Below are 24,920 nucleotides of genomic sequence, written 5' to 3'. Positions count from 1 at the left end.
TGCCAAGCGTCAGCTGAATGGTCCCAAGGTCGGTTTAGGGCTTCGGGTCGACGATGATCGGCAGTCCGAGGTTGACAGTCCCGGCCGGTTGGCGTTCGTGGGCTCGGTCGAGGCTGACTAGCCCCCGGGACGGAGCTCGAACCGGGCGTATCGGCGGGACGGGTACCAGCGACACGGGTTCCGGTCCCCCGCCGCGCCTGCGAACCGCCCCAGAAAGGTCTGTGCCATCCGCGCAGGCTGGGAAGAGTCTCAAAAACGATCGTTTGCGAGACACACGCGGCTGATCGGCGTTTCCGCAGGAGAGACCTGCAAAGCATGCCGTGTCCGCGCCAATGTCACGTTCTCGGGGTTTTGCAGTGATGGCGTCACCGAGCGCGGCGTCTAGACGATGCCCGATGCGAGGGAAGGCTGCCGCATCGCGGCATAGCCACGCCCGAGCACTCGATATGGGTCAGCCACTGTTGTCACCGACCGCTCCCTTCCCAGGCTCGTGAACGGATTCTCGAGCTGGTCGCATGACAGTGCTCACCCAAACGCGGGGCGCTCGCGGGGAAAGTCCCGCGAGCGCCCCGGCACTCACCTCACGTCAGATCCGAACACTTCACAGCGTCCGGATCTTTCGCTCCGCCTGGCGACCACCTCACGTTCGCGAACGACGCCGAGAACGCACCGTCGGTGTAGACCAGGAACGGCGTGTTGACGTTCTCGAAGTCGAGCCCGTTCGCGAAGCACGAGAGCGGGATCTTCACCGTCGACTTGCTCCCCGCCGGCAGATCCGTGAACAGCTTGGTGGCGTTGACCTCCGAGAAGCACGGGTAGACGCAGTGCATGCTCACCACGGTGCGGTTCACCGGTGGCGAGTTCACGATCACGTCGAACTCGAGCGCCCCGTCCGCGTTGGGGTACCCGCGCAGGTCGCTGGTCGCGGGGCTCTGCAGGTACAGCTGTGCCGCGCCGGTGCCGGTCCACGTCGTCTTGAGGCCGTCGGCCTGCACGTTGACGTCCGCCGGAGTCACGGTGATCTCCGGGTGCTCCGCGGTGCCGTCGGGCCCGATCTCGGTGCCGCCCCAGTTCGAGGCCGAGCCGATGTAGCTCTTGTACGGCGCGATGTCCGTGCGGTCGAAGATCGACAGGTCCTCGGTCGCGGTGCCCCCGCCGCCGGTCGACCCGCAGGTCGTCGGGCCCTCGGCCTCGTCGAGCTTCGCCACGGTGGCGCGCTGACCGGTCTTGAGGCCGTAGCCCAGCGCGAACAGCGGGTCGTAGTCCGGGCTCCACGGGTTGAGCGGCGTCTGGCACGCGCTCTTCGGCCACGAGTAGGACAGCTTGCCCTGGTACCCCGTGCCGTCCTTGCCCTTGACCATCATGTCCGCCACGCCGCCGCCCTCGGTGCCGGGCAGCCAGGCCGCCACGAACGCGTCGGAGCGATTGATCTCCTTGTTCAGGTAGAGCGGACGACCGCCGACGTAGGCGGTGACGACCGGGACACCCTTGCCGCTCACCTTGTCCAGCACGGCGAGGTCCTCGGGGTAGAGCTTCGCGGCCTCCAGCGACTTGCGCTGCAGGTCGCCCACGCCCTCGGCATACGGCGTTTCGCCGATCACGGCGATCACCGCGTCGTAGCCGGTCGGGTCGACGTCGCCCTTCTCGCTGAAGGTGACGTTGGCGTCGCCGAGGTCTTCCTTGAGCCCGCCCAGGATCGAGGTGGCGTTGGGGAAGTCGGCGTTGGTGTTGCCGGTGCCCTGCCACGACAGCGTCCAGCCGCCGGTCTGGTTCTGGATGCTGTCGGCGCTCTTGCCGACCACCAGCACCTTCGACTTCGGCTTGAGCGGCAGCACGTTGCCGTTGTTCTTCAGCAGCGTCTGCGACTCGCGCACGGCGTCGCGGGCGAGCCAGTTGTCCGTGAGCGCCTCGTCTGAGTTGGCGTCGGAGCGGTCCGACGGCTTCTGCTCGTCGAGGATCCCGGCGCGCAGCTTCACGCGCAGGATGCGGGTCACGGCGTCGTCGATGCGGGCCATCGGGATCTGGCCGTCGTTGACCTGCGCGACGGTGTTGGTGATGAACGCCTTCCAGTCGGCGGGCACCATCACGAGGTCGACGCCGGCGTTGATCGCCTGAGGGCAGCTCGCGTTGGTGCAGCCGGGGACCTGGCCGATGCCGTTCCAGTCCGACACGACGAGGCCGTCGAAGCCCATCTTGCCCTTGAGGATCTGGTTCAGTGCTTTGTCGCTGCCGGTGAGCTTGCCCTCGTTGATGCCGAGGTCGGCGTTGGTCCAGCTGTTGAACGACACCATCACGGTCTGGGTGCCGGCGGCGAGCGCGCCGTAGTAGCCCTGACCGTGGATGTTGATCATGTCTGCCTCGGACGAGGGGTTCACGCCCTGGTCCTGGCCCTTGATCGTGCCGCCGTCGCCGATGTAGTGCTTGGCGGTGGCGATCACGCCGTTGTAGGTGATGCGCTTGGTGGCGCCGTCCTGCAGGCCGTTGATGGCCTCGTAGCCGTAGGCCCGGGTGATGCGCGGGTCCTCGGAGAAGCCCTCGTATGTGCGGCCCCAGCGGTCGTCCTGCACCACGGCGAGCGTGGGGGCGAAGGCCCAGTCCTGGCCGGTGGCGCGGATCTGGCGCGCGGTGGCGTTCTCGACGTCGCGGACCAGGCACGGGTCGTGGGCGGCGCCGAGCGCGATGTTCTGCGGGAAGACGGTGGCGCCGTAGACGTTGTTGTTGCCGTGCACGGCGTCGATGCCCCAGATCACGGGGATCTTCGTGCGGCTGGTCTTCGACGCGCTCCAGTACGCGTCGGCGAGGTTCAGCCAGTCCTGCTGCGTGGCGTGCTTGTTGCCGCCGGGCCACGAGCCGCCGCCGTTGAGCACCGAGCCGATGGCGTACTGCTTGACCTCGTCGGGGGTGATCGCGTTGATCTCGGGCTGCGTCATCTGCCCGACCTTCTCCTCCAGCGTCATGCCGGAGAGGATCTTCGCGATGCGCGCCTCGTCTTGCGGGTTCTTCTGCATCAAGCTGTCGACCTTCGGCCAATCCGAAAGCGTCGGCAGGGTGTTCTCGATGCGCGCGCAGCCGTTCTTGTCGAGCGCGGGCTGCCCGATCTCGGGCTGCGCCGCGGCCGGTGCGGCCGGTGTGGCGGGGGCGGGCGCCGCGTTCGCCACACCGCCCAGCAGGGTGAGGCTCGCGAGCGCGGCGAACGTGGTCCTTCGGGCCCGGGACCACCCGGGGGATCTTCTGGCCATCGACAGTCCGTTCTGCAGAGGGCGGCGGGGACGGGCCCAAAGCGGGCCTTGGCGATCCTGACCGGACAAAGAGGATGGCGTCAAGAGGTCCGGACCCTACGGAAGTCCGTTATTTCTCGCCTCGAATTAAGGTGTGATCGCACCTGGGTCACGGATGGACCAGACCAGTGCGCGCCCCGGGCAGACCCGGGTGGCCGCGAAGGCAGACTTCGCCGGATCGTCAGCGGATCGCGTAGGTGGGGAGTACCGCGTGCACGCCCCAGGTCTGGTTGGCGACCTGGGTGACGCGCAGGTCGACCACCGGGCTCGCGAGCGCCAGCGCGGTGGGGCGGTCGAGGTCGTAGAGCTTCTCCAGCCACGTGAGCATCGCGCCGAGCGCCTCGGCGGTGGCCTCGTTGAGGTCGGTGTGGAAGCCGAACGTGATGCGCCCGGCGGGCGCCTCGGCGTGGATGCCGGGCACGGGCCGGTCGGTGGTGAGGTCCAGGGTCAGCTCGGTGGTCATCGGGCACTCGATCGCGGTGCCGCCGACCTCGCCGTCGCCCTGGGCCGCGTGCCCGTCGCCGGCGAGCAGCCGCGCGCCGGGGACCGTGACGGGCAGGTACAGCGTCGAGCCCGCCACGAGCTCGCGGCAGTCGATGTTGCCGCCGCCTTCCGGGCGCGGCGGCACGGTGGAGTGGTCGCCCGGCTCGGCCGGCGGCAGGCCGATCACCCCGAGGAACGGCGCCAGCGCCACGGTCTGGCCGCGGTCGTTGGTGCCGGTGCGCTCGCCGGCGTCGAGCTCCCACAGCAGCCGTCCGGGCGGGCCGCCGGCGACGCCGAGCTTCTGCGTGAGCCAGTTGTCCTTCGACGCCGACACGGTCCAGCCCCAGTCGCCGGGCCGCAGGTCGTCCAGGTGCACGGCGAGCACCGCGCCCGGCTCCGCGCCGCGCACGGCGATCGGGCCGGTGAGGCAGTGGCCGCGGCTCGGGTCGATCATCCGCGGCCGCTGTTCGCCGGGTGTGCGCTGGCGTTCCAGGAATCCGTGGCAGTCCAGCGATCCGACCACGACCGTGTCCCCGGGGTCGACGGTCAGGACGGGCTCGGTGTCCCGGTTGAAGACGTCGATCGTGGTTTCACGGGTCGGGTCGAGGTGGTGCCGGGCCATGTGCGCGCTCCCTGGGGTCGGTGCTCGCCCCGGATCGTCGCACGGACACTCGTCCGCCGGCGCCGCCGAGTGAGAAATGCCGCCAGGCGGCCGAGACGTTCGCCGGCGGCGCGGTGGTCGCGGAGCGTCTGGTGTTCGAGCTGCCAGGCCAGGTTCGGGGTGATCACGGTGCGCTCCCTCGTCGTCGGGCTGTCGTGGGGACGACAAACCGGAGGGCCCGAAACCGACACCGCGCGGCTAACTCGTGCGATTCGCCCGTTCCACGGCGGCGCCGGCGACCACCGACGCGAACACGCTCAGCGCCACGATCAGCTCGGCCCAGAGGAACGCCGTGTAGTCGAGCAGCGTGCCGATCGGCGGCGAGCCCGGAGCGGCGTTGCGGAAGGAGGCCAGCGCGAACAGCGACGCGGCCATGAACCCGAACGCCGGCCACACCAGCCCGCGGCGGCGCGCGACGAGGTGGCGCGCACCGAGCGCCACCGCGACGGCGATCGCCCACATCGCGAACATCATGAACAGCGCGAACACGAGCACGCTCGTCGCGCGGGTGAGGCGGATGTCGAGGCCGCCGGAGCTGTCGGAGCCGGTCACCGTGAGGCCGAACAGACTGTCGACCTTGTCCAGCGTGAGCAGCACCGGCACCGGCTTGCCGTCCTGCACGGCGGCGAACTGGATGTGGCTTTCGTAGCCGTCGAACGGGTAGTCGGTGATCGCGCCGCCCGTCAGCGCGATCGGCAAGTCGGCGCTGGCGATCCGCTCGTGGGCGGGGAACGTCTGGTCACCGCGCAGGCTCGAGGAGTTCAGCAACGTGAGATCGCTCGCCGGCGCGACCCCGTCGTCCTCGCCGAGCCGCCCGCGCGGCACTACGAGCACCCGCAACGTCACCTCCCGCGCGACCGCGTCGACCTTCTGCACGGTGGCGTTCACGTCGATCCGGTCGGGCTCGTCGGTGCCGATGGAGTGCCACGTGTCCCCGGCCGTGCGCTCGGCGGAGTGCACCCACACCCCGGCCCCTGCCGCGAGCCCGATGCCCACCAGTACGCCCGCGGCCCAGGCCACGCCTTTCCACGTCATGGCGGTGATGGTGACACCGGCGGCCCCGGCGCGCCCCTCCGCTCACGCAGGCGGGTGACCCCGGACGGCAGGGGAGACGAACCGGTTCGTATCCTTAAGCCATGGCGTTCTTCACGGTGGCCCGCCACAGGCGGTGGACGTTCTCCGGGCCGGACGGCGAGCCGTTCCCGTCGATCGGGGTCGCGCACGCGCACGACACGAACCTCCGATACCCGCACAACCAGGACATCTGGCGCACGCGGTACGGCGGCTCGCGCGAGAAGTGGCTTCGCGACGGCCTGGGCGCGGACCTGCGCGCCTGGGGGTTCACCACGGTCGGCTCGACCGCGGAGTACATCAGCGGCACCGGGCTCGGCGTCACAGGCACCGTCGTGGACCTGGGGCACGCGGAGGACCTGCCGGGCGCGGACGTCGCCGCGGCCGGGTTGCCGTACGTGCAGGCGTTGCGGGTGGCGGAGATCGAGTCGTGGAACGGGCACCCGGCCTACCGCGATCCGCGTTCGCCCGCGTTCGCCGAGTACTGCGACCACCTGGCCCGCACGCTGTGCCGCCCGGAGGATCCGTTGCTGCTCGGGTACTTCCTCGTCGACGGGCCGGCCTGGGCGCGCCACCCGACGGGCGCCGGCTGGCCCGGCCCGCTCGCCGAGACGGCCGAGGCCTACTACGCCACGGCCACCGAGGCGATCCGCCGCCACGACCCGAACCACCTGATCCTCGGCGACCGCTTCGGGACGAAAGCGGGCGCACCGGACGAAGTCCTCGATGCCGCCGCGAAGCACGTCGACGTCCTGTCGGTGCAGACGTTCCCAGGCCCGGGCGCACTCGACACGGCGCTGGAGACGCTCGAACGCTGGCACACCAGGACCGGCCTGCCGGTGCTCGTCGCCGACACCGGCAACTGGTGCCCCACGCGGCTGAGCCCGCACCGCACCGGCAGCATGCGCGACCAGGCCGACCGCGCCGCCGGGTACGTCCGCACCGCCGAGGCCTTCGCCTCCCTGGACTGGTGCCTGGGCTGGCACTGGTGCGCCTACGTCGAAAACCCGCATCGTGGCTGGGGCCTGAAGGATCCGTGGGACGAGCCCTACGACGACCTCGTCGGCGCGATCACCGAGGTCAACCGGCGCGTGGCCGCCGGTTGGGCGGTGCGCGGTGCCTGACGCCACCCGCCGCAACCCCCAGACCCACCGCGCGATCCTCGACGCCGCCTGGGACCTCACCGCCGCCGGTGGCTGGGCCGCGGTGAGCGTCGACGCCATCGCCGCACGCGCCGGTGTCGGCAAGCGCACTGTGTACCGCTGGTGGCCCAGTAAAGCCGCCGTGGTGCTCGAAGCTTTCCTTGACCACGCCCGCGCCAACCCGGTCACCACGCGCGCCACCACCGCCGAAGGCCTGCTGCGCGCCCACGCCCGCCACTTCGCCGACCTCTACGTGGACACGGTGCTGGGCCGCGTCTTCACCGGTCTGCTCGGCGCCGCTCAGCAGGACCCCGACCTCGCCGCCCGCCTCGAAGAGCACTGGTTCGAGCCCCGCCGCGCCCCCGTCCGCGCCGCGGTACGTGAGGTCGTCGGTCCGGACGCCGACGTGGACCTGCTGCTGGACTTGGTCTTCGCGCCGCTGCACTACCGCTTGGTCACCGGCCGCCGGCCGCTCGACCACACCTACGCGGACGCCGTCGTCACGGCGGTCCTGCACGGGGTACTAGGTTGACGACGAGAGCCAGCAAGCTGATCGACAGGAGTGACATGCGCAAGGAGAAGGTGGACGTCCCGGCCGCCGACGGGGTCGCCGACTCGTACCTGGTCGTTCCCGACGGCGGGCCGCACCCCGGGGTGCTGCTGTTCATCGACGCGTTCGGGCTGCGGCCGCGGATCGAGGAGATGGCGGAGCGAATCGCGGAGGCCGGCTACGCCGTGCTCGCCCCGAACCTGCTCTACCGCGGTGGCCCGGCGCCGCAGATCGACGTTTCGGAGCTGGGCGATCCGGACAAGCGGGGCGAGATCTTCGGCAAGATCATGCCGCTGATCCAGGGACTGGGCACGGACAACGCGATCCAGCGTGACGCCCAGATGTACCTCGACTTCTTCGCGGCGCAGGAAGGTGTCGCGGAGGGACCGGTCGTGATCACGGGCTACTGCATGGGCGGCACCAACGCCCTGCGCGTGATCGAGGCGTTCCCCGAGCGCGTCAAGGCGATCGCGGCGTTCCACGCGGGCGGGGTGGTCACGGACGGGCCCGACAGCGCGCACCTGGGCGTCGGCTCGATCACCGGCGAGGTGTACTTCGGGCACGCCGACCAGGACCACTCGATGTCGGCCGAGCAGATCAAGACCTTGGAGGCCGCGCTCGACGAGGCCGGGGTCACGTACCGCTCGGAGGTCTACGAGGGCGCGACCCACGGGTACACCATGACCGACACGGCGGCCTACGACGAGGCCGGCGAGAAGCGGCACTGGGAGAACCTGTTCGCGCTGCTGGAGCGCGTGAAGTGAGCCAGGGGCGGGGCGGCTCGCGAAGAGCCGCCCCGCCCGCTGGTCAGTCCCGGCTGCGGTGGAAGATCATCCGGTAGCCGACGAGGATGATCAGCGCGCCGAGGATGGCCAGGCCCCACGTGCGCAGGTCGAAGAACGTGCCCAGCTGCACGTGGAACAGCGTCTTGCCGACCCAGCCGCCTACGAACGCGCCGCCGATGCCGAGCAGGATCGTGATGATGCAGCCGCCGGGGTCCTTGCCCGGCATGAGCGCCTTCGCGATCAGCCCCGCGATCAAGCCCAGCACGATCCAGCTGATGATTCCCATGACTGTCCTCCCGGCCGCGGTGCGGCGTCGAACTCCGGCGCGAACCGCGCGTTCTTGAGCGCACAGGATGGCAGGCACCCGAACGGGTGGCGCGGCGAGTGGACCGGACGTGACCTGGATCTCACCCGGAGGCTTGCGGGTGGCCGGATCGAGAGTATCCACAGTGGACAGGCGACCCGCTCGATCGGCGGAAGGTGCGGACATCTGGGACCGTGAAGGTACAGACCCCGTCCGACCCCGCACGCGCCGAACAGAGGAGCGGTCCATGACCCAGTCCGTACCGGTCACGAAGAATCCCGACAAAGGATATCTGGCCGTGCTCGGCTGGAGTCTCAACGCGATCGAGGCGCTCGACCGCTTCGACCGCCGCTACATCGTGGTCGCGCCCGACTGGGCGGAGCAGTACTGCGCGGAACACGGCATCCCTTACCTGCCCTGGAACTTCGAGAGACTCAACGACCGGTCGATGGAGATCGCCGAGACCCTGAAGCAGGAGGGGGTCGACGTCGCCATCCCGCTGTTCGAAGAGACGGTGGAGTGGGCCGGCGCGATCAACTCCGTGCTGATGGACAACCCGCGCCTGTTCGGGCAGGCGATGTTGTTGCGGGACAAGGCTTTGATGAAGCGCCGCGCGCAGCTGGGCGGCATCCGCGTCGGCATCTTCGAGGAGGCCCACGCGCGTGACGACGTGGTGCGGTTCCTCAAGCGCGTCAACCAGACGCTGCTCAAGCTCGACGGCGACCCCAACGACCCGATCCACCTCAAGGCGTTCGACAAGGCCGGCTGCCTGGGCCACCGCGTGATCCGCACGCCCGACGAGATCGACATGATTCCGGAGGAGGAGTTCCCCGTCCTCATGGAATCCCACCTCGACGGCTGGGAGTTCGCCGTCGAAGCGTGGATCCACGACGGGAAGATCAAGTTCCTCAACATCTCCGAGTACGTCACGCTCGGGTACTCGGTGTTCGTGCCCGCGACGCCGGAGCTGGAGCGCTACCGGCCGCAGATCACCGCGCAGATCGAGAAGCTCGTGAAGACCTTCGACATCGAGTTCGGGTTCGTGCACCCCGAGTACTTCGTGACCAGCGACGGCGAGATGTACTTCGGCGAGGTGGCTTACCGCCCGCCGGGCTTCAAGGTTTTCGAGCTGCTCGAACGTGCCTACGGCTTCAACGCCTACCAGGCGTTGGCGCTCGCGTTCGACCCGAAGACGACCGAGGAGGAGATCGACGCGTTCTTCCCGCGCGAGGTCGTCGACGCGGCCGGTGTCGCCGGCTGCTTCGGGGTCTACCCTCGGCGGCGGGTCGTCAGCGAGCTGAGGATCCCGGAAGAAACCGAAGACGACGACTACTACGAGTCCCACGACCTGTCGGCGCCGCCGGAGGAGACGGTGACCAAGCGGACCGCGTTCGGCACCCACTGGGGACTGCTGTACTTCTTCGGTGACGACGCCTACCGGATGCGCGAAACGCTGAAGAAGCAGGAAGAGCTCGACTTCTACGTCTGAGCACCAGACGGGAGAGCCGACCGGGGTAACACCAGTGAATCCGAACGCCGACGCCACGGAGGGCACCACCCTCGCCAAACGGGTAGCTTCGCTCGACGACGCCGTCCAGGCCATGGCCGAGACGCGCGACTTCGGCAAGCACACGAAGCTGCGGCGCGTGCTGGAGGCCCTGCGGCGCGTGCTGCTGCAGCCCGGCGGGGCCGCCGCCGTGCAGGCCCGCGCGCAGGCGCTGGACGAAGCCGGTCTCTACCAGGGCACCGACTGGGCCTCGCCGGAGATCCTCCTGCCGGCGCTGGTCGGCCCCGGGCTGCACAGCGGGGAAGCGGACACCGTCGTGATCGAGGCGGCGAGCGAGCTGCGCATGCTCGCCGTCGCGCTGGGGGAGTACACCCACGCGACGCTGTCCGCCGAGGACGCCCGCGGGTTCCTGTCGCAGGTCCTGGCGATGAACCTGGAGCTGCTGTTCACCCCGCCCACCGAGGCCGAGCGGGCGCACGAGGGCCGCACCGCGCAGCTCATCCGGGCGCTGTTCCGCCACGTGGCCGACGGGATCGGCTACGCCAGCGTGCTCGACAAGCTGGTCGAGGAGATCTGGCGGATCCTGCGCCAGCGCCCGATCCAGGTCGAGCAGGTGCAGTCGCTGATCACGCGGATCTCCGTCTACCGCGGCGACCCCGAGGTCGACCTCGGCCCGAACTCCGGGCAGGGGCTCGACCGGCTCATCACGAGCCTGTTCGGCACCACCGAGGCCTGCCGGGAAGACCCGGGCTTCGAGGTCTTCCGCTCGCGGCTCGAGGCGATGGACGCCGGTGGCCTGCAGTACGAGGCGTCCGGCTTCGCCCGCGCGATGCACGACACCGGGCTGGTTTCGCCGTACCACGCCGAGCTGCTGCGGTTCGTGCGCCACGAGGGTGACTACCTCGTCGCGGAGGCGCTCGGGCTGTCCGACACCGGCCGCAACTGCCTGCTGCGCTACCGAGATCTCGTGCACCAGCTCATCGCCGACGCCGTACACCCGGAGACCGCGCAGTGCGTCTACGGCCTCGCGCTGCTGCTCGACCGCGGCATCCTGCACGAGCCTCCGGTGGTTCCCGCGTTGTGGCGCCAGCTGGCCCTCACCCTCGGCCCGGCCGCGCGTGAACGGCTCACGGCCGTGTTCGGTCCCGCGCCCGAGGCGAAGGCGCGCCTGACCGCCGGCGTGCTGTCGATGCTCGGCCTGCCGCTCGGCGTCGGCCAGGGCGACAACCCGACCTGCCAGTCTGCCCGCGCGCTGTCGATGTGGGCGGGCAACGACCCGGACTACCTGCTGCAGATGGTCGTGTGGGCGGCCCGCGACGACGAGATCACCATGCACTTCGAGGGCCAGCCGATCTCCTCGCGCGAAAGCGAGGGCGGCATCGCGCGCAAGCTGCCCGTGGATCTGGACCCGGTGTCGTTGCTCGTGGTGCCCCACCTCGACCGGATCTACGCCGAGATGGGCCGGCGCTGTGTCGACCGGCCCGGCGACCCGCACCGCTGGGTCAACCCGGAGTTCCACGGCTGGTGGGCGTTCCGCGGCTTCCGCATCAACGTCGACGTCGCCACCGGGAACCTCATCGACCTCGACGAGTTCCTGCGCGCCTTCCATGCCAGCTATCACCCGGCCTACAACGGCGACCAGCCGCTGATCCACCCGCAGCCGGCCGGTGTCGCCGTCACCGACAGCGCGGCCCGCTACGTCGGCTGGCACGCGATCACGATCCTGCGCGTCGCGCCCGACCCGCACGACGTGATGCGCGTGTACTTCTTCAACCCCAACAACGACAGCGGCCAGGACTGGGGCGACGGCGTGGTCGTCTCCACCGCCGGCAACGGCGAACGCTTCGGCGAGGCCTCACTGGCGTTCGATCAGTTCGCCTCGCGGCTCTACCTCTTCCACGTGGACCCGCTCGAACACGGTGAGCCGGAGAAGGTGCCGGCCGAGGACGTCGAGCGGATCGTGGGGTACCTCGAGCGCAGCTGGGGCGCCGACCGGCTGCCGGCGGGGAGTCTCCAGGCCGCGCCGCCGCCTCACTGAGCCAGATAGCCCCCGTCCACGACCAGCTCGGAACCGGTCACGAAGCTCGACTCGTCGCTGGCCAGGAACAACGCGCCGTTGGCGACCTCCTGGGGGTCGCCGGCGCGGCCCATTGGGGTCTGGCCGATCACGAACTCGTTGATCTCCGGGTCCTGCGCCTCGGTGAGCGGGGTGCGGATGAAGCCGGGGTGCAGGGAGTTCACGCGGATGTTCTCGCGCGCGTAGGTGATCGCCGCGCTCTTCGACATGTTCCGCACCGCGCCCTTGGTCGCGTGGTAGGCGTGGGCGCCCGCGACGGCGACGGTGCCCCAGATCGACGAGACGTTGATGATCGAGCCGCCGCCGTTGCGCTGCATCAGCGGGACGACCTCGCGCATGCCGAGCCACACGCCGGTCTGGTTGATCGCCACGACTTGCTGCCACTTCTCGAGCGAGAGCTCGTGCAAGGACTCGTACGCGATCACCCCGGCGTTGTTGGCCAGCACGTCGACGCGGCCGTGGCGGTCGGCGACGTCGCCGACGACGCGGGCCCAGTCGGTGTCGCTGGCGACGTCGAGGCGGTGGTACTCGACGCCGTCGGCGAACCCGTTCGCTTCGCTGCGGCCGGTGGCGATCACGGTGGCGCCTTCGCGGGCGAAGGTGTCGGCGATGGTGCGGCCGATGCCGCGGCCGGCGCCGGTGACGAGGGCGACCTTGCCCTGCAGACGGTTCATGGTTCCTCGCTCGAAGCACGGAAGAGGGGAGGCTGTCCGGCTCAGCTTCGCCCGTCGCGTGGACGTCGTGGTCGTTCAGTGTGAGACGCGGATGTGTCATTTTGCGACAGCGCGTGGCGGGCGGCTCCCGCGTGGTGATGCTGGGTGGACCGGCGCCCGGACGGGCACCGGACACCCCTGTGACCTCGCTGTCGAAGCGGGATTCCCCTCCAGGAGAGCCCATGACGTTGCCCGAGCCGACGGACCTGCTCGGCCAGATCTACGCCGGGTGGGCGGTCGAGATGAACCGCCACCCGGACATGTCGGTGGAGCTGCTGCGGATCGTCTTCGACGACTGGCAGCGTGCGACCGCCGAACCCGAGGGCGTGTCCTACGCCCACACCGAACTCGGTGGCGTGCCCGGCATCTTCGTGACGCCCGAGGGCGCCGACGCAGACCAGGTGCTGTTGTTCTTCCACGGCGGCGGCTTCGCGCTCGGGTCGTCCGCGAGTCACCGCAAGCTCGCCGGCCACCTCGCGAAAGCCTGTGGCACCACGGCTTTCGTCGCCGACTTCCGCCTCGCGCCCGAGCACCCGTACCCGGCGGCGCTGGAAGACGGTGTCAAGGCGTTCGACGCGCTGCTCGCGCGCGGTCACCGCGTCCGCGATATCACGCCGGTCGGCGACAGCGCCGGCGCGAACCTCGCCGTCGCCACCGTGCTGAAGCTGCGCGAAGACGGCCGCGAGCTGCCCGCCCAGGTCATCACGCTCTCGCCGTGGCTCGACATGGAGAACAGCGGGACCACGATCGAGACCAACAACGACACCGATTTCCTCATCGCGCGCGAAGGACTGCAGGCCAACATCGACCGCTACCTCAGCGGCGGCGCCGACCCGCGCGACCCGCTCGTGAACCCGCTCTACGCCGACCTCACCGGCTTCCCACGGCTCTACATCAGCGCCGCGGACACCGAGTCGCTCTACGAGGACAGCGTGCGGTTCCACGCGCTCGCGACCAAGCACGGCGTCGACGTCACCTTCGTCGTCGGCGAGGGGATGCAGCACGTCTACCCGTTCCTGGCGGGCCGCCACCCGCGCGCGGACCAGGAGATCCGGACCATCGCGGACTTCTACCGCGCGGGCCGCTGAGACTTTTCCACCATCACCGAAGGGATCACCATGCCGTCCACTCAGGACACCAGCTTCGACGCCATCGTGATCGGCGCCGGCTTCTCGGGGCTGGCGATGCTGCACCACTTCAACCAGCTCGGCCTGCGCTCGGTCGTGCTCGACTCCGCGGACGGCGTCGGCGGTACGTGGTACTGGAACACCTACCCGGGCGCCCGCACCGACAGCGAGTTCTACTACTACTCGTTCTCCTTCTCGAAGGAGGTCCGCGAGGAGTGGACGTGGCAGGAGCGCTACCCGTCGCAGCCGGAGGTTAAGGCGTACCTGGAGTTCGTCGCGCGGCGGCTCGACCTGTACAAGGACATCCGCTTCGGGACGAAGGTCGAGACGGCCGCCTACGACGAGGACGCGAACGTGTGGTCGGTGACGACCGCCGACGGCCAGGTCCTCACCGCGAAGTACCTGGTCAGCGGCATGGGTGTGCTGTCCGCGCCGAACCTGCCCGACATCCCGGGCGCGAGCACGTTCGCCGGCCAGAGCTACCACACCTCGCGCTGGCCGCGTGATCGTGAAGTCGACCTGCGGGGCAAACGCGTCGGCGTGCTCGGCCTCGGCGCGTCGGGCGTGCAGCTGGTCCCGGTGGTCGCCGAGACCGCCGGTGAGCTGTTCGTGTTCCAGCGCACGCCGAACTACGTCGTCGCGAGCTCCAACCGGGCTGTCGACGAGCAGTGGATGAACGAGGTCCGCGAGAACTACGACGAGAGCTTCGAGAAGGCGTTCGACCACGGGTTCGCCGTGCCGTTCGTCAAGCCGGAGCTCGGTGCGAAGGACGCGAGCGCCGAGGATCGCGAGCGCGTGTTCGAGCAGGGCTGGGCCGAGGGCGGCTTCCACTTCATGCTGGAGACGTTCAACGACCTGGCCGTGGACCAGGAGTCCAACGACCACGCGTCGGACTTCATCCGGCGCAAGATCCGCGAGACCGTGACGGACCCGGCGACCGCGGAGCTGCTGTGCCCCAAGGACTACCCGTTCAACGGCAAGCGCCCGCCGGGCGGCCACAGCTACTACGAGGCCTACAACCGCGAGAACGTGCACCTGATCGACGTGAAGTCCCGCGGCATCGACGAGATCACGCCGGACGGCATCGTGGTCGGCGGCGAGCTGTACGAGCTCGACGTGCTGATCTTCGCGACCGGCTTCGACGCCATGACCGGCACGCTCACCCGCATCGACATCGTCGGGCGCGACGGCGAGGTGCTGCGTGAGCACTGGGCCGACGGCATCAAGACCAACCTCGGCCTCTCGGCCCACGGCTTCCCGAACTTCTTCATGATCCTCGGGCCGCAGACGCCGTACGCGAACCTGCCGGTGGCCATCCAGGCCGGCGTGGGCTGGATCGCCGACGCCGTCGAGTACGCCCGTGAGCACGGAATCGAGCGGCTGGAGTCCACGGCGGAGGCCGAGCGCGAGTGGGCCGAGGAGGTCAACCGCGCCGGCTCGGCGACGATCATGGCCAGCGGCGCCAAGGCCAACGCGTGGTTCATCGGCGCGAACATCCCGGGCAAACCACTGGAGTTCAACGTCTACATGGGAGGCGCGGACACGTACTTCCGCCGCTGCGCCGAGATCGCCGACGCCGGCTACCCCGGGTTCGTGCCCCAGACCGCCGACGCGTGAGACAGGAGACGGCCATGCCCCGCTTGGCGGGCAAGACGGCGATCGTGACCGGTGCGTCGTCCGGGATGGGCCGGGCGACCGCGGAGCTGTTCGCCGCGGAGGGTGCGCGGGTCGCGCTCACCGACGTGGACGCGGACCAGGGCGCGGCGGTGGCACGGGAAATCGGCGCCGCCGCGCGGTTCCACGCGGTGGACGTGCGCGACGAGAAGTCGATCGAGCGCGCGTACACCGAGATCGTGGCGGAGTTCGGCAAGCTCGACATCCTGGTCAACTGCGCCGGCGTGATCGGCGTGGACAAGCCCACGCACGAGGTCACCGAGGCCGAGTGGGACGCGCTGTTCGCAGTGGACGTGAAGGGCGTGTTCTTCTCGACCAAGCACGCCGTGCCTCACCTGATCGAGAACGGCGGCGGCAGCATCGTCAACTACTCCTCGATCTACGGCCTCGTCGGCAACGACGAGTTCACGCCCTACCACGTGGCCAAGGGCGCGGTGACGATGCAGACGCGCCAGGACGCGGCGATGTACGGCAAGTACGACATCCGCGTGAACTCCGTGCACCCGAGCACCGTGCTCACCCCGCTGGTCGAGGGGATCGCCGAGGCGTACGAGGGCGGCCTGCCCGCCTACGAACGCATGATGACCGCGAACCAGTCCCTGCGCCGGCTCGGGCGCCCGATCGACGTCGCCTACGCCGTGCTCTACCTCGCCTCCGACGAGGCCGCCTGGGTCACCGGCGTGAACCTCCCCGTCGACGGCGGCTACACCGCGCGCTGAGCGCGCCGAGAAAGGACGACAACCATGACCGCACTGGCCGAATCCCCGGCCGGGCTCTTCGCCGGGCACGAAGTACCGCTCGGGCTCTACCTCAACGGCGAGTGGACGCACCCGGGCAAGACCTTCGAGGTGCTCAACCCGAGCACCGGGAAGCCGCTCGCCGAGGTCGCCGACGGAGGCCCTGACCACGCGCTGGCCGCGCTCGGCCACGCCGTGGCGGCCCAGGACGCGTGGCGGCACTGGTCGCCGCGCGAGCGCGCCACGCTGTTCCACCGCGCCCACGCGATGCTCGTCGAGCGGGCCGACGCGTTCGCCGACGTGATGGTGCTGGAGAGCGGCAAGCCCCGCGCCGAGGCGGCGGGGGAGTTCGCCCTGTCGGCCGGGTTCTTCCTCTGGTACGCCGAGCAGATCGCCCACCTGCACGGCACGTACGCGCCCGGCTCGCCCGGCGGGTACCGCGTGGTCACCACCCACCAGCCGGTGGGTCCGAGTTTCCTCGTCACGCCGTGGAACTTCCCGCTGCTGATGGTGGCGCGCAAGGGCGGCGCGGCGCTCGCGGCCGGCTGCACGGTCGTGGTCAAGTCGGCCAAGGAGACGCCGCTGACGGCGGCGCTGTTCATCCGGACGCTGCACGACGCCGGGTTCCCGCCCGGCGTGGTGAACCTCGTGCACACCAGCGACTCCGCTGCGGTGTCCGACGTCGTGCTCGCCGACCCGCGGCTGCGCAAGATCAGCTTCACCGGGTCGACCGGCGTCGGCAGCCTGCTGCTGGCCAAGGCGGCCCAGCACATTGTGAACTCCTCGATGGAGCTCGGCGGCGACGGCCCGTTCGTGGTCCTCGACGACGCCGACGTGGACCTGGCCGTGCGCGAGGCGATCGCGTGCAAGTTCCGCAACGCGGGGCAGGCGTGCGTCGCGGCCAACCGGATCATCCTGCACCGCGCGATCGCCGACGAGTTCACGGAGAAGTTCGTCGCGGCCACGCGGGCGCTGCGCGTCGGTGACGGGTTCGAGGACGGCGTGGACGTCGGCCCGATCATCACGCCGCTCCAGCTGGAGCGTGTGCAGTCGCTGGTGGACACCTTCACCGCGGCCGGCGCCGAGCTGCTCGCCGGCGGAAACCGCATCGAGTCGGCGGGCAACTTCTACGAGCCGACCGTGCTGCGGCTGCACGAGGCGGATCCCGCGCTGTGCAACCAGGAGCTGTTCGCCCCGGTCGCCGCGCTGTTCACCGTGGACTCGGCGAGGCAGGCGCTGGACTTCGCCAACGACACGACCTACGGACTCGCGTCGTACCTGTTCACGAAGGACCTGTCGCGCGCCTTCGCGATCGCCGAACGGCTCGACTTCGGCATGGTCGGCATCAACCGCGGCATCATGGCCGACCCGGCCGCCGCGTTCGGCGGCGTCAAGGAGTCGGGCCTCGGGCGCGAGGGCGGCCACGACGGCATCTACGAGTTCCTCGAGCCGAAGTACCTGGCCGTGACCGTGAACGAAGAGGAGGTGGGCGCGTGAGCTCCGAAACCCTGGGCCTGCTGCGCCAGCCCAAGACCGTCCTGTTCGGACCCGGCCGCCGCGCGCAGCTGCCGTACCTGGTGAAGCCGCTGGGCCGCACGGTATTGGTGTGCACCGACGAGCGGATGGCCGGCAGCCCCGAGTTCGCCGGGATCCGCGACTCGCTGACCGGCCAGGGCCTCGACGTGCGCGTGTTCTCGCGCGTCGAGCCGGACCTGCCGCGCGAGAACGTGGAGGCGCTGCTCGCGGAGGTCGACGGCGGCGAGATCGACGCGGTGATCGGCCTGGGCGGCGGCAGCTGCCTGGACTTCGCCAAAGTCGCGTCGATCATGCTCAAGCGCGGCGGGAACGTCGCGGACCTCTACGGCGAGAACCTCGTCGAGGGCCCGGGTCTGCCGCTGGTCACCGTGCCCACCACGGGCGGCACCGGCGCCGAGGTCACCTGCATCGCCGTGGTGTTCGACGCGGACAAGGGGATGAAGGTCGGGGTGGCGAGCCCGTACCTCGAACCGTACGCGGCGGTCGTCGATCCGGAGCTCACGCTGAGCTGCCCGCCGGGGCTGACCGCCGCCACCGGTGCCGACGCGCTCTCGCACCTCGTCGAGTCGTTCACCGCGCGCGAGAAGCACCCGGACGCCGAGCACCTGCACCGCCACCTCTACGCCGGCAAGAACGTGCTGACCGACCTGTACGCGTTGCGCGGTTTCACATTGCTGGGCAGCTCGCTGGAGCGCGTCGCGAAGGACCCGGCGGACCTGGCCGCGCGGACCGACACGATGCTCGGCGCGCTGAGCGCGGGCATGGCCATCAACACCGCGGGCACGGCGGCCGCGCACGCCATCCAGTCCCCGATCGGAGCGCTCACGCACACCGCGCACGGCTTCGGCGTCGGGGCGCTCCTGCCGTACGTGATGCGGTTCAACCTCCCCGCGCGGGAGGCGGAGTTCGCCGAGATCGGGCGGGCGTTCGGCATCGCCGATCCGGCGTTGTCGCAGACGCAGCGCGCGCGGGCGGCGATCGAGCGGATCGAGGAGATCCTGGGCGCGCTCGGCGTGCCGCTGAACCTGAAGGACCTGGGCCTCGAACCGGACCGGTTCGGGTTCGTGGCCGAGCAGGCGATGCTCGCCACGCGGCTGACCGCGAACAACCCGCGCGAGCTCACGGAGTCCGCGATCGTCGAGATCCTCAAGCGGGGATACGCCGACGACCGCACGTGGTGGGAGCTGTGACCGAAGACCCCGTCGAACCGGTCGCGGTCATCGGCACGGGCGCGATCGGCGTCGGGTTCCTCGTGCTGTTCGCCCTGGCCGGGGTCCCGGTGCGGGCGTGGGACGCGGATGCGGCGGCCTACGACCGGGCCCGCGCGGCCGTGGCCGATCGGCTGGCGCTGCTCGGGAAACACGGCCTGCTGCCTGGGAAACTCGCGGAGGTTTCCTACCACGAGCAGCTCGGCGAGGCCGTCGACGGCGTCGCGCTGGTGCAGGAATGCGCGGCCGAGGACGTGGTGGTGAAGCGCGCGTTGTTCGCCGAGCTGGCCGCTCGTGCCGGTCCGGACACGGTGCTCGCCAGTTCCAGCTCGGCGTTGGTCCCGAGCTCGTTCGGCACGGGCCTCGGCGGCCGGGTGCTCGGCGCACACCCGGGCAACCCGCCGTACCTGCTGCCGGTCGTCGAGCTGGTCCCGGCGTCGGACACTCGCGCGGACATCCTGGCCCGCGCGCGGGCGGTGTACGAGCGGGCGGGGATGAGACCCGTGCTGGTGCGCAAGGAGGTCGAGGGCTTCGTCTTCAACCGCCTGCAGGGCGCGCTGCTGCGCGAGGCGTACTGCCTGCTGCGCGACGGCGTGGCCGACGTCGAGGACATCGACGAGGTGGTGCGCAGCGGGCTCGGTCCACGGTGGAGCGTGATCGGTCCGTTCGAGACCGTCGACCTCAACACCCGCGGCGGCATCGCCGCGCATGCCGCGCGGATGGGCCCCGCCTACGCGCGGATGGGCGCGGAACGCGGGCAGGACGATCCGTGGACCGACGAACTCGTCGCGCTCGCGAGCGAGCAGCGCAGAGCCCTCGTGCCGCTGGACGAGTGGGACGCCCGCGTGAGCTGGCGCGACGAGCGGTTGATGCGGCTGCGGGCCGCCTTGAGACCGCGCGACTGAACACGGCGAAAAGCCAACACGGCGAAAAAGCCGGAGCCGCCCCGACAACCGGGGCGGCTCCGGCTTTTTCGCGTCCGCCGGAGATCCTTTACCACCTCGCGCGGAAAACGGTCGGGAAACCTCCGCGGCGTGTGTCAAATTGACACAGCCGCGTCTCACACTGACCGGGTCCGCACCCCCTGCGGTAGCCGACACTTTTGCCAACTCGGGGGCGGAATATCGGGAAGGCGAACATGGCGATCAAGAAGAAAACCGCGGTTGCGGCCGTTTCGGCCGCGCTGTTCCTGGGCGGCTGCGCCACGGGCGCTCCCACCGGCCAGGGCGGGAGCGAGGCCGGCGCGGACAACGCGGCCCTGCAGCAGAAAGTCGGGGTCGTCGGCACGCAGGACCAGATCCAGGACGTAGGCAAGTTCTGCGGCACGAAACCGCTCACCGTCGCGTTCGCCGATGGGTTCGGCGGCAATTCCTGGCGCAAGATCACGCGCAAGCTGTTCGAGGAAGAGGCCGCGAAGTGCCCGAACATCAAGAAGGTGCTTTACACCGACGCGCAGGGTGACACGCAGAAGGCCATTTCCGACCTCAATTCCCTCGTCGCGCAGAAGGTGGACGTGATCGTCACTTTCGTCGACGGCGGCGAGGCGCTGCTGCCGACGATCAAGAAGGCGACCGCGGCCGGGGTCAAGGTTGTGCCGTTCGTCGGTTCGCCCGGTGGGGTGCCTGGCAAGGACTACGTGGACTTCGTGTCCGAGGACATCAAGACCTACGGCTCCGCCCTCGCCGAGTGGACGGTGAACGCGATGCACGGCAAGGGGAACCTGGTGATGCTCGGCGGCATCGCCGGCAACTCCTACTCCCAGGGCGTGTACCAGGGCGTGCTCGACGCGGTGAAGAAGCACCCGGACGTGAAGCTGCTCAACACCGACGGCCCCGTCGCCACCGACTGGGAGCCGGGCAAGACCCAGCAGGTCGTGGCCGGGCTCATCACGAAGTACGGCACCATCGACGGGATCGTGTCGGACTACGGCGGCGGCTCGGTCGGCGGGGTGCGGGCGTTCATCGCGGCGAACAAGCCGCTGCCGGTGTGGTCGGCCAACGACTCCAACGAGTTCGGCTGCCTGTGGTACCAGTACAAGGACTCCCAGCCGGGCTACCAGATCGCCACAGAGTCCTCACGCAACTGGATCGTCAACGTCGCCCTCCACAAGGGACTCGCCGCGGCCAACGGCATCGCCGACGACGAACCGTCCACTTACGACCTGAAGATCATCGAGGACTCGGCCGATCCGGCCAAACAGCCGAAGTGCGAGAAGTCGCTGCCGCCGGACGCGATCCTCTCGTCCGGGCTGTCGGTGCCCGACCTGCAGGCGCTGTTCAAGTGAGCGCACCGGCCCGAGGAGGAGAGGGGCGACCGTGACGCAGTTCGAAGTTCCCGTCGTCGGTGAACGCGCCGGCGAGCCGGCCGGGACCGCCGGCGCGACCGCACCGGCGGTATTGAGCCTGACCTCGATCTCGAAGTCGTTCGGCCCCGTCCGGGCGCTGTCCGACGTGGACCTGGAGATCCGGGCCGGCGAGGTGCACGCCCTGGTCGGTGAGAACGGCGCGGGCAAGTCCACGCTGATGGCCGTCGCGTCGGGGGTCCTGGCCCCCGACGCGGGGACTGTGGTCATCGGCGGCGAGCGGCTCACGTCGGCCTCGCCCCAGCTCACTCGCGAGCTCGGTCTCGGCATCGTGCGGCAGGAGCCGGCGCTGCTGCCGGACCTGACCGTCGCGGAGAACATGGCCGTGGCCGTCGGCTACGGGCGCGTCGGCGGTCTGCGGCGCGCCCCGGCGTGGGCGCAGGAGCAGCTCGACCCGTGGGGCATGGGCATCCGCGCCCGCAGCCGCGTGGCCGAGCTGAGCGTGGAGCAGCGGTTCGTGGTCGAGATCGCCAAGGCGCTCGCGCTCGGGCCGAAGGTGCTGATCCTCGACGAGCCGACCGAGCACCTCAGCCTCGACGAGGTGCAGACGCTCTTCGACCGCGTCCGCGAATGCGTGCGCGCCGGCGCGGCCGTCGTCTACATCTCCCACCGGATCCCCGAGGTGAAGCTCATCGCGGACCGGATCACGGTGCTGCGCGACGGAGCCGTGCGCGGCACGTTCGCGGCGTCCGAAGTGGACGAACAGCAGATCGTCGAGCGGGTGATCGGCCGGGCGCTGGAGACGGTGTTCCCGCCGAAGGGCGGCGGCACCGGGGAAACCGGGCTGCTGCGGGTCGAGGGACTGTCCGGCGCGGACTTCGCCGACGTGGCCTTGACCGTGCGCCCCGGCGAGATCGTCGGCCTCGCCGGCGTGCAGGGCAACGGCCAGAGCTCGGTGCTGCGCGCGCTGGCCGGGCTGGAGCCCGCCACCGGCACGGTCACGGTCGCCGGCCGGCAGGTGCGGCTCGGCAGCAACGCCGCGGCTGCGCGAGCCGGGGCGGTGTACGTGCCCGCCGACCGGCACGGCGAGGGGGTCTTCGGGCCGCTCGCCGTCGGGGAGAACACCGTGCTGGCGACGCTGGACGAGGTCACCACGGCCGGGCTGGTGTCCGGCCGGCGCGTCGACGCCGTCGCGCGCGGCGAGGTGGAGCGGCTCGGGGTGAAGACACCGGGTGTCGCCACGCCGATCTCCGCGCTGTCGGGTGGCAACCAGCAGAAAGTCGTGCTGGCGCGCGCGATGCTCGCGAAACCACGCCTGCTGCTGGCCGAGGAGCCCACGCAGGGTGTCGACGCCGGCGCCCGCGTGGACATCTACCGGATCCTGCGCGAAGCGGCCGACGCAGGCGCGGCGGTCTTACTGCTCTCCTCGGACGGCGTCGAGCTTGAAGGGCTCTGCGACCGCGTGCTCATCATGTCCCGCGGCTCGATCGTCGCGGAGCTGGCGGGCGACGAGGTCTCCGAGGCCGCGATCACGCAGGCAGCCCTGACCGCGACCACCGTCCGGGCGCGCGTCGCGTCGCGGGCCGGGCGGTGGCTCACGGCGCACCGGTGGCTGCGCGGCGACCACACGCCCGCCGCCGTGCTCACGCTCGTGTTCCTCCTGCTCGGCCTCGTGGTCGGGGCCGGGAGCACCAGCTACTTCTCCGAGTTCAACCTCTACAACCTGCTGTTCGCCGCGGCCCCGCTGATCCTGGTCGGGACCGCGCAGCACGTGGTCGTGCTCGGCGCCGGGATCGACCTGTCCGTCGGCCCGCTCGTCGGGCTCCTGGTGGTGATCGCGTCGTTCTGGGTCGTCGCCGGGGGACCGGCGGGCATCGGGTACGCGCTGATGTTCGGCGCCGCGCTGCTCGTGGGCGTGGTCAACGGCCTGCTCGTCGCCAGGTTCCAGGTCAACGCGGTGGTGGCGACTTTGGCGACGTACATGGCGCTGCAAGGCGTGTACTTGACACTGCGCAGCACCCCGGGCGGGGTGTTCCCCGACGGCGTGACGGCCCAGATCTCGCTGCGCGTCGGGGTGCTGCCGATGGTCACGATCGGCGCGGTGGTGCTGATCGTGGTCCTGGAGTGGGCGCTGCGGCGCACGCGCTGGGGCGTGGAGCTGCGAGCGGCCGGCTCGAACCGCATGGCGGCCGAGCAGCTCGGCGTCCGCGTCGGGCGCACACAGCTGCTGTCCTACGTGGCCTCGGCACTCCTGTGCTTCCCGGCGGCGGTGATCGTGATGGCGCAGATTGGCATCGGCGACGGGCGGCCCAGCCTCACCTACACGCTCTCGTCGATCACGATCGTCGTGCTCGCCGGGGCCAGCGTGTTCGGTGGGCGCGGGTCGTTCCTCGGCGTGCTGGCGGCGGCGCTGCTCGTGCAGCAGCTGGTCACGGCGTCGCCGTTCCTCGGGCTGTCGCAAGCCTGGTCGTACTGGCTGCCGGGACTGATCACGTTGGGTGCGGCCCTGCTCTACGCCCGGCTGCGCGGCGGAAGGAGCCGAGCATGACTCGACATTCGAGTGTGGACACTGTGGACACCACGCCCGTGGACCGGGTGTGGACGCGCCTGCTCAGCGGCCGGTCCGCAGCCATCTGGGTCGCGTGCGTCGTGCTCTTCGCGATCAGCCCGCTGGTGGCCCCGGGCAGCCTGGGCGCGGCGCCGATCCTGAGCATGCTCCCGTTCGCGGCGGTGCTCGCGATCGCCGCGGCGGGACAGACGCTCGTAGTGCAGCAGCGCGGCCTGGACCTGTCGGTGCCGGGGATGATCGCGCTGGCCGCCGCGCTCGGTACCGGGCTGCCGCAGAACCACGGCTGGCCGGTTTCCGCCGCCGTCGCGGCCGGGGTCCTGGTCCCGGCGGTGGCGGGCCTGATCAACGGCCTGCTGGTGACCGTCTTCCGCGTGATGCCGCTCGTCGTCACGCTCGGGATGAACGCCGTGCTGCTCGGCACGGTGTTCGCGGTGGCCAACGGCACGCCCGCCGGTGCCCCGGAGGGGCTGAACCAGTTCGCGCTCGACCGCACGGCGGGCGTGCCGAACACGGCGCTGATCGCGATCGTGGTCGTCGGCGTCACCGGTGTGGTCGCCCAGCGGTCGGCGTTCGGGCACCGGCTCACCGCCGTCGGGGTGAGCGAGCGCGCGGCCGCCGCCACCGGCATCCGCGTGCCCTCGCACCAGCTGCTCGCCTACGGGTTCGCCGGCGTCTGCTACGGGCTCGCGGGCGTGCTGCTGGCCGGCTACACGAAAACCCCGCCGCTGTTCCTCGGCGACTCGTACCTGCTGCCGACTGTCGCGGCGGTGGTGCTCGGCGGCACGGCGCTCACAGGCGGGCTCGCCAGCGTGGTCGCCTCCGGCGCCGCGGCGTTGTTCCTGACGCAGCTCGGCCAGCTGCTGCGCGCAGTCGGCTGGCCCGACTCGACGCAGCTGATCGCGCAGTCGGTGGTGCTGGTGGCGGTGGTGTTGGCGCGCGAGCTGGTGCCGGTGTTCGTGCGGCGGTTGCGTCGGCCGGATCCGGCGCTGCCGGCGGTGATGTGATGGTGGTGGGTGGGTTGTGGGCCGGCCCCGGTCGCGAGGTGCAGCTGATCGCGCAGTCGGTGGCGCTGGTGGCGGTGGTGTTGGCGCGCGAGCTGGTGCCGGTGCTCGTGCGGCGGTTGCGTCGGCCGGGCCCGGCACTGCCCGCGGCGGTCTGACCGTGATGCACCGGGGCCTGCCGGCTCGCGGCGGGCC

20 protein-coding genes are annotated in these 24,920 nt (G+C 70.6%); 15 read left to right on the top strand and 5 right to left on the bottom strand.

Annotated elements, in window-relative coordinates; genetic code table 11:
• Positions 1-581: 581 nt before the first annotated feature.
• The 3 genes from AB0H62_RS19715 to AB0H62_RS19705 all read right to left on the bottom strand — a co-directional run bounded on the left by AB0H62_RS19715 (position 582) and on the right by AB0H62_RS19705 (position 5,457).
• Complete coding sequence (locus AB0H62_RS19715; protein WP_360587324.1) at positions 582-3,239, bottom strand: exo 1,3/1,4-beta-D-glucan glucohydrolase; 2,658 nt, start codon at positions 3,237-3,239, stop codon at positions 582-584.
• A gap of 220 nt (positions 3,240-3,459) precedes the next feature.
• Complete coding sequence (locus AB0H62_RS19710) at positions 3,460-4,383, bottom strand: acetamidase/formamidase family protein (RefSeq protein WP_220241139.1); 924 nt, start codon at positions 4,381-4,383, stop codon at positions 3,460-3,462.
• 237 nt (positions 4,384-4,620) lie between these two features.
• Positions 4,621-5,457 (bottom strand): DUF4436 family protein, encoded by an 837-nt coding sequence (locus AB0H62_RS19705; RefSeq protein ID WP_360587321.1) that lies wholly within the window; start codon positions 5,455-5,457, stop codon positions 4,621-4,623.
• A gap of 101 nt (positions 5,458-5,558) precedes the next feature.
• Between AB0H62_RS19705 and AB0H62_RS19700 the strand changes: the two genes are divergently transcribed.
• The 3 genes from AB0H62_RS19700 to AB0H62_RS19690 are packed head-to-tail and all read left to right on the top strand — an operon-like array spanning position 5,559 to position 7,949.
• Complete coding sequence (locus tag AB0H62_RS19700; protein WP_360587319.1) at positions 5,559-6,617, top strand: agarase; 1,059 nt, start codon at positions 5,559-5,561, stop codon at positions 6,615-6,617.
• Positions 6,610-7,167 (top strand): TetR/AcrR family transcriptional regulator, encoded by a 558-nt coding sequence (locus AB0H62_RS19695; protein WP_360587318.1) that lies wholly within the window; start codon positions 6,610-6,612, stop codon positions 7,165-7,167. Before AB0H62_RS19700 ends, AB0H62_RS19695 begins: the two co-directional genes overlap by 8 nt.
• Positions 7,168-7,202: 35 nt before the next feature.
• Positions 7,203-7,949 carry a dienelactone hydrolase family protein gene (locus tag AB0H62_RS19690; protein ID WP_220241133.1) on the top strand — a complete coding sequence of 249 codons (747 nt, stop codon included), beginning with the start codon at positions 7,203-7,205 and terminating at the stop codon, positions 7,947-7,949.
• A 43-nt stretch (positions 7,950-7,992) separates the two neighbouring features.
• On the opposite strand, the gene AB0H62_RS19685 is transcribed toward AB0H62_RS19690, so the two are convergent.
• Positions 7,993-8,256, bottom strand: a complete 264-nt coding sequence (locus tag AB0H62_RS19685) for a GlsB/YeaQ/YmgE family stress response membrane protein (protein WP_220241131.1) — start codon at positions 8,254-8,256, stop codon at positions 7,993-7,995.
• Between the two features lie 265 nt (positions 8,257-8,521).
• Here AB0H62_RS19685 and AB0H62_RS19680 point away from each other — a divergent pair, with 265 nt between their 5' ends.
• Positions 8,522-9,763: a carboxylate--amine ligase gene (locus AB0H62_RS19680; RefSeq protein ID WP_220241129.1), complete on the top strand. Its 1,242-nt coding sequence runs from the start codon at positions 8,522-8,524 to the stop codon at positions 9,761-9,763.
• 34 nt (positions 9,764-9,797) lie between these two features.
• The gene (locus AB0H62_RS19675) at positions 9,798-11,819 is read left to right on the top strand and encodes a hypothetical protein (RefSeq protein ID WP_220241127.1); all 2,022 of its coding nucleotides are present in this window, start codon (positions 9,798-9,800) and stop codon (positions 11,817-11,819) included.
• Here the strand turns inward: AB0H62_RS19675 and AB0H62_RS19670 are convergent.
• Positions 11,813-12,532 carry a glucose 1-dehydrogenase gene (locus AB0H62_RS19670; RefSeq protein ID WP_220241125.1) on the bottom strand — a complete coding sequence of 240 codons (720 nt, stop codon included), beginning with the start codon at positions 12,530-12,532 and terminating at the stop codon, positions 11,813-11,815. The two genes, AB0H62_RS19675 and AB0H62_RS19670, sit on opposite strands and share 7 nt — an antisense overlap.
• Positions 12,533-12,753: 221 nt before the next feature.
• Between AB0H62_RS19670 and AB0H62_RS19665 the strand changes: the two genes are divergently transcribed.
• From AB0H62_RS19665 to AB0H62_RS19620, 10 genes are all read left to right on the top strand, one after another.
• Complete coding sequence (locus AB0H62_RS19665) at positions 12,754-13,659, top strand: alpha/beta hydrolase (RefSeq protein ID WP_360587314.1); 906 nt, start codon at positions 12,754-12,756, stop codon at positions 13,657-13,659.
• Positions 13,660-13,689: 30 nt separating this feature from the next.
• Positions 13,690-15,315: an NAD(P)/FAD-dependent oxidoreductase gene (locus AB0H62_RS19660; protein WP_360587312.1), complete on the top strand. Its 1,626-nt coding sequence runs from the start codon at positions 13,690-13,692 to the stop codon at positions 15,313-15,315.
• Positions 15,316-15,329: 14 nt separating this feature from the next.
• Positions 15,330-16,091 carry an SDR family oxidoreductase gene (locus AB0H62_RS19655; protein ID WP_220241119.1) on the top strand — a complete coding sequence of 254 codons (762 nt, stop codon included), beginning with the start codon at positions 15,330-15,332 and terminating at the stop codon, positions 16,089-16,091.
• A 24-nt stretch (positions 16,092-16,115) separates the two neighbouring features.
• Positions 16,116-17,606, top strand: coding sequence for an NAD-dependent succinate-semialdehyde dehydrogenase (locus tag AB0H62_RS19650; protein WP_360587310.1), 1,491 nt, complete (start codon positions 16,116-16,118; stop codon positions 17,604-17,606).
• Positions 17,603-18,835 (top strand): iron-containing alcohol dehydrogenase, encoded by a 1,233-nt coding sequence (locus AB0H62_RS19645; protein ID WP_360587308.1) that lies wholly within the window; start codon positions 17,603-17,605, stop codon positions 18,833-18,835. Before AB0H62_RS19650 ends, AB0H62_RS19645 begins: the two co-directional genes overlap by 4 nt.
• Entirely contained in the window at positions 18,832-19,758 is a 927-nt protein-coding gene (locus tag AB0H62_RS19640; RefSeq protein WP_360587307.1) for a 3-hydroxyacyl-CoA dehydrogenase, read from the top strand. The genes AB0H62_RS19645 and AB0H62_RS19640 overlap by 4 nt, the downstream gene beginning before the upstream one ends.
• 233 nt (positions 19,759-19,991) lie before the next feature.
• Positions 19,992-21,137, top strand: a complete 1,146-nt coding sequence (locus AB0H62_RS19635) for a substrate-binding domain-containing protein (protein WP_360587305.1) — start codon at positions 19,992-19,994, stop codon at positions 21,135-21,137.
• 31 nt (positions 21,138-21,168) lie between these two features.
• The gene (locus AB0H62_RS19630) at positions 21,169-23,703 is read left to right on the top strand and encodes an ATP-binding cassette domain-containing protein (protein WP_360587303.1); all 2,535 of its coding nucleotides are present in this window, start codon (positions 21,169-21,171) and stop codon (positions 23,701-23,703) included.
• Positions 23,700-24,728 carry an ABC transporter permease gene (locus AB0H62_RS19625; RefSeq protein WP_360587301.1) on the top strand — a complete coding sequence of 343 codons (1,029 nt, stop codon included), beginning with the start codon at positions 23,700-23,702 and terminating at the stop codon, positions 24,726-24,728. The genes AB0H62_RS19630 and AB0H62_RS19625 overlap by 4 nt, the downstream gene beginning before the upstream one ends.
• On the top strand, positions 24,728-24,883 hold the full coding sequence (locus tag AB0H62_RS19620; RefSeq protein ID WP_220241113.1) for a hypothetical protein: 156 nt from the start codon (positions 24,728-24,730) through the stop codon (positions 24,881-24,883). Before AB0H62_RS19625 ends, AB0H62_RS19620 begins: the two co-directional genes overlap by 1 nt.
• Positions 24,884-24,920 lie beyond the last annotated feature (37 nt).

Origin of the sequence: Amycolatopsis sp. NPDC050768 (assembly GCF_040654155.1) — a bacterium.
Classification (GTDB): domain Bacteria; phylum Actinomycetota; class Actinomycetes; order Mycobacteriales; family Pseudonocardiaceae; genus Amycolatopsis.
Note: the sequence above shows the minus strand (reverse complement) of the source record. Positions and strands in the feature narration are given on the sequence as shown.

Excerpts from the sequence above, each read along its gene's own strand:
- AB0H62_RS19710 (WP_220241139.1), bottom strand. The coding sequence starts at position 4,383 with ATGGCCCGGCACCACCTCGACCCGACCCGTGAAACCACGATCGACGTC.
- AB0H62_RS19650 (WP_360587310.1), top strand. The coding sequence starts at position 16,116 with ATGACCGCACTGGCCGAATCCCCGGCCGGGCTCTTCGCCGGGCACGAA.
- AB0H62_RS19635 (WP_360587305.1), top strand. The coding sequence starts at position 19,992 with ATGGCGATCAAGAAGAAAACCGCGGTTGCGGCCGTTTCGGCCGCGCTG.
- AB0H62_RS19655 (WP_220241119.1), top strand. The coding sequence starts at position 15,330 with ATGCCCCGCTTGGCGGGCAAGACGGCGATCGTGACCGGTGCGTCGTCC.
- AB0H62_RS19700 (WP_360587319.1), top strand. The coding sequence starts at position 5,559 with ATGGCGTTCTTCACGGTGGCCCGCCACAGGCGGTGGACGTTCTCCGGG.
- AB0H62_RS19625 (WP_360587301.1), top strand. The coding sequence starts at position 23,700 with ATGACTCGACATTCGAGTGTGGACACTGTGGACACCACGCCCGTGGAC.
- AB0H62_RS19665 (WP_360587314.1), top strand. The coding sequence starts at position 12,754 with ATGACGTTGCCCGAGCCGACGGACCTGCTCGGCCAGATCTACGCCGGG.
- AB0H62_RS19660 (WP_360587312.1), top strand. The coding sequence starts at position 13,690 with ATGCCGTCCACTCAGGACACCAGCTTCGACGCCATCGTGATCGGCGCC.
- AB0H62_RS19680 (WP_220241129.1), top strand. The coding sequence starts at position 8,522 with ATGACCCAGTCCGTACCGGTCACGAAGAATCCCGACAAAGGATATCTG.
- AB0H62_RS19670 (WP_220241125.1), bottom strand. The coding sequence starts at position 12,532 with ATGAACCGTCTGCAGGGCAAGGTCGCCCTCGTCACCGGCGCCGGCCGC.
- AB0H62_RS19715 (WP_360587324.1), bottom strand. The coding sequence starts at position 3,239 with ATGGCCAGAAGATCCCCCGGGTGGTCCCGGGCCCGAAGGACCACGTTC.
- AB0H62_RS19690 (WP_220241133.1), top strand. The coding sequence starts at position 7,203 with ATGCGCAAGGAGAAGGTGGACGTCCCGGCCGCCGACGGGGTCGCCGAC.
- AB0H62_RS19685 (WP_220241131.1), bottom strand. The coding sequence starts at position 8,256 with ATGGGAATCATCAGCTGGATCGTGCTGGGCTTGATCGCGGGGCTGATC.
- AB0H62_RS19620 (WP_220241113.1), top strand. The coding sequence starts at position 24,728 with ATGGTGGTGGGTGGGTTGTGGGCCGGCCCCGGTCGCGAGGTGCAGCTG.
- AB0H62_RS19705 (WP_360587321.1), bottom strand. The coding sequence starts at position 5,457 with ATGACGTGGAAAGGCGTGGCCTGGGCCGCGGGCGTACTGGTGGGCATC.